This is a genomic window from Geomicrobium sp. JCM 19039, assembly GCF_000698145.1.
Taxonomy (GTDB): domain Bacteria; phylum Bacillota; class Bacilli; order Bacillales; family Marinococcaceae; genus Geomicrobium_A.
The window spans coordinates 158,910-167,304 of sequence record NZ_BAXB01000007.1 but is presented as its reverse complement, the minus strand read 5'-3'; the positions used below and the strand labels follow the sequence as shown (position 1 = coordinate 167,304).

Below are 8,395 nucleotides of genomic sequence, written 5' to 3'. Positions count from 1 at the left end.
ATTCTGTTCCCTAGTTTATGAGAATATACCGCTTTTGCTGCGATTTTCCCCAACTTGAGAACAGATCGGTCGCAACTCGAGCACAGTATCCACTTCACCAAGCTTACCATTGGTTCTTAAAGAAATTGTTTCGTTCAACTTATTCAGCTGGAACTTCACACAGGTGCTGCCAGTCTTTTGTTCATCCGAAAAGACCGTCACTCGCCTTCCCAGCCGCTTGTTTCCATATCTATAAGCCAGTGACTACGCAGCATAAGCGCTCGCTCAAATCCTGCCAGTGCACCTGCCCCAAAGATTAAGGCATTCACTGGTATTGACAACGTGATGGGAGATGTGAAAGTGCCTACATTCTCTGTCACCCACGGGACATCACTTATCGTTTCGATTAGCTGCGGGATGCTTAAGGCAAGTGAAACCAATAGAACAATTGCTGCAAGACCGCCAATCACTCTACTAAACAATGGGAATTGCTTGTGCACCCACATTCGTAGGCCTCGAATGGAACGTCGGTCCGGATAAACCGAAAAGGATTCATCTTTCTCCGTTGCGTAATGTATCCGATTAATCCCGTAGCCCCCACTACTAATTTCTAAAACGCCATTTTCTATAGGGAATGCGGCTGGCAGTTTTGAAAACGCCTCATGTTTTCCTTCACGGTATAAATCAACTTTAGGTTCGTCAGCGAAGTAGCTCGATTTTATCGCATACATCGTTTTTGTATTCTCATTGTTCTTAATAACGATATGAAACAAGGAATGTGTAAATATGTGCCAAAATTGATACTTCTTTAATAAGTGACCGTCCCCTTTCTTCACTTTTTTCATCGTCCTCTGTCGCTTCCTTCTTCGCATAAATCGGAACACCGACGCTCACCCTCACTTTCTTTCTTTTGAATAAGTGAAGCAATCACCAAATCTCATTCTTACATAGAAGTTTGTACGTATGTGCCTTTAATTTAGACACAAATATCCTTCGATTAACACCAAAATACGTGTCACTGTCATGAATAGAGAGAAACGGGTCGCGACGGGTCTATAGAATCGAACACTTGCGCGTAATGAATGACATGCTCTTTTCTCAAATCGCTCACAACATATATATGAGCAGATAAAGTGTATATGGAATCAAAAGCCCAATCGCCGTAAACAACCCAGGCGTGTATGCTCTCAAAATGATGGTTTGAGCAACATGAACGACATGATGAAGGAGTGCGAGAATTAAGAAACCAATATACAATCCATCAACCCATCCATTACCAGCAAAAAATACTTTAACTAGCGTGACCCCTGTTGTTGTTAACAAAATGAATACGTCTCTTTTTGCAAAGTCATGGGAGCTGATGTTCCAAAACTTCCATATGTATTGTTTGAGACGTGTATTCGCCAAATGCTTCGTGTGCGCTCCCCATTTTTCAACCGTAATGATCTCTTCAAAATCATGGAACATGAACAAAATAACAAAAAGCCATACAAGCGTTACACCGAGCGTATCTTCCATAATGACTTCTTCCCTTTCCCGACATACATCTTTTACGCATCGGTTTGACATTTTGTTTCATCTACATAAGTTGAACGAAAGAGTTTCACTGAATTCGATGACCGAGATTGGTCTTTACAGGCGAACGCCTACCTATCGACTGTTGAAGTTCATCTCACTTCGATATCGATCGTTGTTCCTCACTGCAAGGGTTGCAGGCAACACGGAAAACGTATGCCGAAAGGTAAAAAGACGTGACCGATCGTCACCACCTGGCGCAAGCATGTGATGACCTCTTACTTAAGTGACAAACCAGCCCTCAAACCGTTCAATTTCGGCCCTCAACGGTCACATATATCGAAATTTGTGACCGTTGACTCCGTTTATGTGCGCATCCACGTTTAAAATCATGATTTTCTTTCTCAAGTGTCACAATAATGAATATATGGTGCATTTGGACTTCTTTCCACACCGTAACCAGTAGGCAGAAACGTGAACCGTGTTGCACTTGTGCTCTGGAGTATAAAGAAAACACGGTGGACGTCTTTTGGCCACCAATGTTGACCTTATAGTCTGGACTACATAGAAAACACGGTGGGCGTACTTTGACCACCGATGTTGCCCTTGTGCTCTGGAGTACAAGCATCCGCCCGAAATGGAAAACAACAACAAACTCCGCGCAAGTTTAGCGGAATAAGCGCATAAATTCGTTAAACTAGGCAAACGAGCGCGCAAATGGCACCCAGCACCACGCTACCCCTCCAACCCAACAGCGCAAAATAGGAGAATCTTAATTTCATTCTATCTACAACAGAAATATCATTTGCACTTGAACATCACGTAACGTGATGTTCTACGCTGGATAAAGAACGTCACTAAACATGAGAAAGGTGTAAAATGATGAAACGTTTTTTAAAGGTTCTATCCGTGTTCGCAGTTTTACTATTGTTAGCTGTGTTATCGATTTTTGGAATGCGTGTTTACAACCACGCTACGTATCAATGGAATGAAGAAGCGACTGTTAATCTCCATGATTACGAAGCTTATCCGGATACTTTCTCTAACGGTCAGATTACTCACTTTGAAGATGGTCTGGCAAATGGGTTCCACCTTCAGCCAGACGACCCGATCGACGCTCCACCAGTTGTTCTTTTTGGAGGCTCGGAAGGCAGTAGCAATTTCGAAGAAGCTGTAAGACTTGCGGAAGAGGGCTACGAGACGTATGCATTATTCTTTTTCGGAGCCTCTAATCAGCCGGAAACACTTAACCGTGTTCCACTAGAATTTTTCTCAGATTTTCTCAAAACTTTTGATTTAGAGGAAACAGCTGTCACAGTCATTGGCTATTCAAAAGGAGCAGAGCTCGCACTGAACTTAACGAATTATTATCCAATGATTGAGAAGCTTGTCTTGTACACCCCGAGTGAGTATACGTATATGGGGTTGGAATTTAGTGCCGACACTGGGTCTTCTTGGACGTGGGGAGGTGAAGAGTTACCATATATCAACTTTGATGGTGTGGATGGATTTACGATGTTTACGACGATGTTTGATATGCTCGTTGCCAGTCCGATTGCGTATCGTGACACTTATGAAAGTGCCGTAGAAAATGCGAAGAACCGGGAAAGCGCACGTATTAACACGTCAAACTTCGAAGGTCGAGCACTTCTGTTTGCCGGAGAAAAAGATGAAATGTGGCAAGGCGACACAGCCGCTCGGCAGATTGGCGAGGCACTTGGTAGCCAAGCGAGGTTGTCCTTTACCGAGAAGCCGGCCATTCATTTGGCATGTCCCCTTACTATGCGGGATGGCACTCGGCGGCACCGCCCAAGCAAACGTTGAGGCTAAACGAGATAGTGATGAATTGTTGTTCGATTTCCTCGCCGATTAATTACTTCAGCATTGCTCTCGATATACGATCGATGATTATTGTAGAAAAGTAAAAGGCTAACCCTGCCATACTTGCTAAGAAAACGTCTCCAAACCCTAATTCCAGGTCCAAATATTGATTACGGTTTATCGCAGATTTTACAACACCGATGAAGACAAATGCGACGACGCTCGCCGCCATGTAATACACCCATTGAAAGCCAAATCGGATGCGCTCAATGAAAAAAGCTGCGGGAATGGCTAGAAAGATATACATCGGCCAAGCAAATATAAAATAAATGATAGCGTAGGCATTGAAGATCGTTGGAAATGATAGCGACTGTGCACCTTGATGAAAAAGATTGTACGCTAAAAGAGCAAACATAAATAAAAATGGAGAAAGAAACGCGGCGAGCAACTTCTTTCCGATGCTTTTTAGTACAGTCATGTAGTCCCCCTCTAATCTCCCATTGTAACAAGGTGGAGGAAGGTTGTACGTCATTCCATGATATAATTTTCTTTAAATGGGATCTTGAGCATCAGAGTACGTTCTTCAATAATTAGATGTAGCGCTATTTACAACATCTATATGAGGTGAATACGATGAGCTTCCTGCTCGACCGCGCCCTACCGATTACGGGGTACGTATTATTTTTGGCCGCTATCTTGAGCCGTTCGTCTCCACTATTTATTGTTGCGCTCTGCGTCATCGGCTTTGCGGTTACTCGAAGAATTCTAATGTTGAGTCGTAACAACGAGCATAAGAAGATTCCTCTTGTCGTCGGTATCTTAATTCTCATCATTATGACGTTTGCTCCGCTGTTTTGGTAGTCTACAACAAGAGGAAGCTTCCCACTTCGGGACTTCCTCTACTCTGCTACTAGCCTCGGCAAAAGCTTTCTTTCAAAATCGATCATTTCTCCACGCTTCACTTCAAATGGCAGCATACTTGTTTCATCAAGCATGTAGTTTAAGAAGAAATAGCAAAAGTACGATGCCCGGAGTGTCGGATCATAGTTCAAGTCAAACACTCGAAACACCCTTACAAAATATTCATCATACTCCCCATGCAAATAAGCCATCACACTAGAATTATCGTTATTCACATCAAATTCATTCCACATAAACTTAAAGAAATCATAAAAAAATACGTACTGCCCAGACGTATCATAGTCGATGTACCACACTTCTTTCTCCCCGGCTCGGTCTTCGGTTATTAGTAGATTGTCCGTCCACAAATCCCCGTGCAACGGGATATACGGGAAGTTTGTGTCAAACAATGATTGGTCGATTAACGCCGCAGTTTGCTCAAAGAGTCGTTGGTGGATTCGATTTCCACTACGGTTAAGCAACTCATTCATCGTTTGTCTTGTGAAACGTGCATCACCCTTTATTGAAGTAAAGTAATTTGCATAATCGGTAAGAATGGTGTCAATTGTGTCCTTTTTATGTGGCTGAGTGTGTAAAGTCGGTTCAATGTACGGCTCAACGATCGTTCTTTGTTTTGCATTACGGGCGATGATCGGTGGTGTGCGAAAATACTGAGAAAAATGAGCCGTATTCGCGACTTTTCTATCGTACGTGTCCCGACTGCAACTCACAGTCAGCACCTCATCGGCAGAAAATATTTTACAATCACCGTTGCTCGAGAACCAAAGGATCGAACCATGAAATTGCTTTTCGCCTTCACCCGTTATTTCAAGCGATTCGTTCATCGTGGTCATTTTTGCTGAAACGACGGGGTGAAGACGTTGCTCATCCTTATAAATCATTCTCTTTTCATCACCAAAGTAATAGCTGCCATCTACTAAATATTTATGGAGCTCAACTGCTCTCCTCTGTTTCCATTCCTCACTCACGTTTCAACTCTCCTTTACATACCGTTACTCTTTATATCTATTGTATTAAAAAATAAAACCAATAACAGTACGATCGTTACTGGCCCTCGACTATGAATAAGCTTTTTTAGGTATGAAAAAATCGCTCAAGATTTGTGATCAACGGTTAGGAAAATGGTGCAACCAGAAATATGCAAAGTACTTATTGCACCGAACAAAACCGCTCCAATAGGCTGTAATGACAACGATCGATCCTCCAAATGTAATATTCATTTGAAATGATCAGTTTTTTACTGTTGCACGAACTGCACAACAGCCATATACGCTACTCTCGCTAAGAGAAAGACGACCACCGCGACACTCGTTACAGTGATTTTCACTTTTTCAATAAGCCGGAAATATGGCCTACACATCATCGTCCTTCATCCATTAATACCTCTTTGACAAAACGACAAATGAAAGAAATACGACACTAATCATGATCGCTGTGATGATTCCGACGGTTTGCATGCCATTAAAATGAATAACGTCTGCCATAGATAGCGTCATTAATGCGATAAAAACCCCCATCATAATAAGAAATGTATAGAACATGCCTCTTTCTTTAATTTTCTGTGTGCGTTCGTCGTTCACTTTAAATTGTGGGTACAAATAAGCTAGTGAAAAACACATCGTCGCCACGCCAAATTGGATAAACTCAGTTCCTTGTAAACCTGTGCTACTTTGAGTTCCAGCATAGACGAGTAAAAAGGCATATCCTAAAAATATGACACTCGCAACGATAAAAAAGATGCGAAATCCAACATTTCTCATGACCATCATCATTCCTCCTGATCTACTTCTTCAAAAATAAATACGTTTTCAATGGATATCTCAAATGAACGAGCGATATGAAACGCTAACGGTAACGAGGGGTTATATGTTCCCATCTCGATTGATATAACCGTTTGGCGTGACACACTTAGCTGTTTGGCCAATGCTTCTTGCGACCACCCATATAGTTTCCTTAATTCTTTCATTCAATTTTTCATCTCGAATAACCCTCTCGCATTCTATTCATACTATAAAGTAAAGCTAATTTTACTGACAAGTTTGTTTTACAAAATACTCATTTATTGCTTTTTTCCAACGTTTATTTTATTATAAATAGAGTGATCGATCTATATATAAAGGCAGGTATATGCGATGAGCAAAAAACGTGAACAACTGCTCCAACGGTCAGAGCTGCTTTTTAGTCATCAAGGATTTCATGCTGTTGGTTTAAAACAGCTCATTAAGGAAGCGGACGTTTCTTTAATGACGTTATATAATCACTTTGATTCAAAAGAAAGCCTGATTTTAGAAATTCTAAAACGGCGAGAAAAAAGGTATTTTGAGTCACTTAATATGGCAAGCCGGAGCGATGACTTGTCAATTCCACATGCTTTCACAGAAGCTCACCTCAAGTGGACCGCTGCAAATAAAGCGAATGGCTGCATGTTTCTAAGAGCAAAAGAGGAATACAACTCGATCAATGATGAGGTTGTTGCATTTGTAGAACAGCACAAAACCCACTTGTTTCAACTGTTTCATAAACACGGATTAACGAAACGAGAATCGTTACGATTAGTGCTGTTATTTGAAGGAGCTACCAGCTCAGCAGAAGTGTTTGCGCTCAACGAAGTTGCCGAAGAGTTGCGATATTCGGTCCAAGCGTTGTTCCCAAATTCATAGGGAATACGCTTTTATTTTCACTTAAAAATATAGTGATCGTTCTATATAAAAAGGAGTCTTTTTCATGTGGAAAATTGTTGTGCCCGGTCTTGCCATGATTGCCGTTACTTATGCCTTTGCACGTCTTAGCTTCGGAATGTTCCTCCCCGACATATCAAATACACTCGGTTTGAATGCCAGTGATGGCGGGTTGGTGGGTTCTGTTGGTTATATATCCTACTCAATCGCTTTATTCTTTTCATCGTTTGCGATCAGTCGGTTTGGTTTTAAGTCGGTCAACGAGATGGCGGGGCTAACAGCCGTGGTTGGACTGGTCGGTATGGCCACATCCACCTCACTTTTGCACCTTGGCGCGGGCGTATTTATTGCCGGTTTAGGTAGCGGTCTTGCATCACCGGCGCTTAGTCAAATGGCTTATCAAACATTCACCCGCACACGAGTGGACCAAGCAAATACGTGGATCAATAGTGGCACGAGTTTCGGTATTATCCTCACAGGCCCTGTTGTGCTACTGTTCACAGAACATTGGCGACTATCGTTTTTCATGTTTGCTATCGTCGCATTTGTCGTGACCCTATGGAACAAACGTATCATTCCTAATGCTTATGAGAATCGACATCTTGACCAGACAAACGTAGATTGGACGTCCACGCTGCGAAACGGTTGGTCACTGATCGCAGCGTCGGTCATCGTCGGTATTAGCTCATCCATCTATTGGACGTTTTCGAGAAGTTTTGTTACAGAGCAGTACAATATGACCGCAAATGAAAGTGTTCTCTTTTGGATTGTCGTAGGCGCAGCGGGTATAATCGGAGGTGTCGCTGGAGGTTTGATACAAAAAATCGGACTCAGTTTATCGTATCGGATGATTTTAGTGACGTTGTTAAGTTCTGTCGCACTGCTAACGGTTCACACTCCGTTGGCCATCTACACTTCACCTGCCTTTTTGGTGGAGCATATATCTTCCTTACTGGCTTACTCATCGTTTGGGCAACGAGAACCTTTGCCCATTTGCCAGCGCTAGGTGTGAGCATGTCCTTTTTAGCTTTAGGCATCGGCCAATCTTTAGGATCTTCTATCGCCGGTATGGTTATAGACATCAGCTCCTATCCATTTGCCTTTATCTTGTTCGCATGTGTGGGCGTCATTGGTTTATTCATCCCGGTGAAGGACACGAACGACATCCCGTAGGCGTTTGAACTACAAATTGGTCAATCAGGGTCAAGGAATACCGTCATTTTCATACTAAGGACACCTCTGTCCCTCGTAGCCACGACTAAGAGAAACCAATCCTAGATAATGGTACGCACGTTCTTGGAGGTACAATCTAGGAAAAAATAAATCCATATACTGTAAATTACTATCTCTATATCGCGAATGCAGAATACATTATTTTTACATTGCTGCGCATCATTCCTTACCAAATAACATTTCTACCACCGGCAGATAAAATACGCTCACGTCGCACTGTATGATCAACGATGATTTTTCCACCACTT

Annotated in this window: 12 protein-coding genes; 5 read left to right on the top strand and 7 right to left on the bottom strand. The window is 42.3% G+C overall.

The window, feature by feature from the left end; translation table 11 throughout:
* Positions 1–197 precede the first annotated feature (197 nt).
* On the bottom strand, positions 198–824 hold the full coding sequence (locus JCM19039_RS09465; RefSeq protein WP_238544988.1) for a hypothetical protein: 627 nt from the start codon (positions 822–824) through the stop codon (positions 198–200).
* A 262-nt stretch (positions 825–1,086) separates the two neighbouring features.
* Complete coding sequence (locus JCM19039_RS09460; RefSeq protein ID WP_238544987.1) at positions 1,087–1,548, bottom strand: HXXEE domain-containing protein; 462 nt, start codon at positions 1,546–1,548, stop codon at positions 1,087–1,089.
* A gap of 828 nt (positions 1,549–2,376) precedes the next feature.
* Here JCM19039_RS09460 and JCM19039_RS09455 point away from each other — a divergent pair.
* On the top strand, positions 2,377–3,318 hold the full coding sequence (locus tag JCM19039_RS09455; protein WP_042426356.1) for an alpha/beta fold hydrolase: 942 nt from the start codon (positions 2,377–2,379) through the stop codon (positions 3,316–3,318).
* A 49-nt stretch (positions 3,319–3,367) separates the two neighbouring features.
* On the opposite strand, the gene JCM19039_RS09450 is transcribed toward JCM19039_RS09455, so the two are convergent.
* Positions 3,368–3,793 (bottom strand): hypothetical protein, encoded by a 426-nt coding sequence (locus JCM19039_RS09450; protein WP_042426355.1) that lies wholly within the window; start codon positions 3,791–3,793, stop codon positions 3,368–3,370.
* Between the two features lie 155 nt (positions 3,794–3,948).
* Between JCM19039_RS09450 and JCM19039_RS09445 the strand changes: the two genes are divergently transcribed.
* Positions 3,949–4,176, top strand: a complete 228-nt coding sequence (locus tag JCM19039_RS09445; RefSeq protein WP_042426354.1) for a hypothetical protein — start codon at positions 3,949–3,951, stop codon at positions 4,174–4,176.
* A gap of 38 nt (positions 4,177–4,214) precedes the next feature.
* Here JCM19039_RS09445 and JCM19039_RS09440 read toward each other — a convergent pair whose 3' ends face one another.
* The 4 genes from JCM19039_RS09440 to JCM19039_RS09430 form a co-directional block, all read right to left on the bottom strand.
* Positions 4,215–5,204, bottom strand: a complete 990-nt coding sequence (locus JCM19039_RS09440) for a phosphotransferase (protein WP_042426353.1) — start codon at positions 5,202–5,204, stop codon at positions 4,215–4,217.
* Between the two features lie 269 nt (positions 5,205–5,473).
* The gene (locus JCM19039_RS26460; RefSeq protein WP_255343648.1) at positions 5,474–5,599 is read right to left on the bottom strand and encodes a hypothetical protein; all 126 of its coding nucleotides are present in this window, start codon (positions 5,597–5,599) and stop codon (positions 5,474–5,476) included.
* 13 nt (positions 5,600–5,612) lie between these two features.
* Positions 5,613–6,002 carry a DUF2178 domain-containing protein gene (locus JCM19039_RS09435; protein WP_042426350.1) on the bottom strand — a complete coding sequence of 130 codons (390 nt, stop codon included), beginning with the start codon at positions 6,000–6,002 and terminating at the stop codon, positions 5,613–5,615.
* Positions 6,003–6,004: 2 nt separating this feature from the next.
* The gene (locus tag JCM19039_RS09430) at positions 6,005–6,202 is read right to left on the bottom strand and encodes a helix-turn-helix transcriptional regulator (RefSeq protein WP_042426347.1); all 198 of its coding nucleotides are present in this window, start codon (positions 6,200–6,202) and stop codon (positions 6,005–6,007) included.
* 166 nt (positions 6,203–6,368) lie between these two features.
* Between JCM19039_RS09430 and JCM19039_RS09425 the strand changes: the two genes are divergently transcribed.
* The 3 genes from JCM19039_RS09425 (at position 6,369) to JCM19039_RS25390 (ending at position 8,087) form a co-directional block, all read left to right on the top strand.
* Positions 6,369–6,896 carry a TetR/AcrR family transcriptional regulator gene (locus tag JCM19039_RS09425; protein WP_042426342.1) on the top strand — a complete coding sequence of 176 codons (528 nt, stop codon included), beginning with the start codon at positions 6,369–6,371 and terminating at the stop codon, positions 6,894–6,896.
* 64 nt (positions 6,897–6,960) lie between these two features.
* Positions 6,961–7,920 (top strand): MFS transporter, encoded by a 960-nt coding sequence (locus JCM19039_RS09420; protein ID WP_052398674.1) that lies wholly within the window; start codon positions 6,961–6,963, stop codon positions 7,918–7,920.
* Between the two features lie 8 nt (positions 7,921–7,928).
* Complete coding sequence (locus JCM19039_RS25390; RefSeq protein WP_238544986.1) at positions 7,929–8,087, top strand: hypothetical protein; 159 nt, start codon at positions 7,929–7,931, stop codon at positions 8,085–8,087.
* The last annotated feature ends 308 nt before the right edge of the window (positions 8,088–8,395 follow it).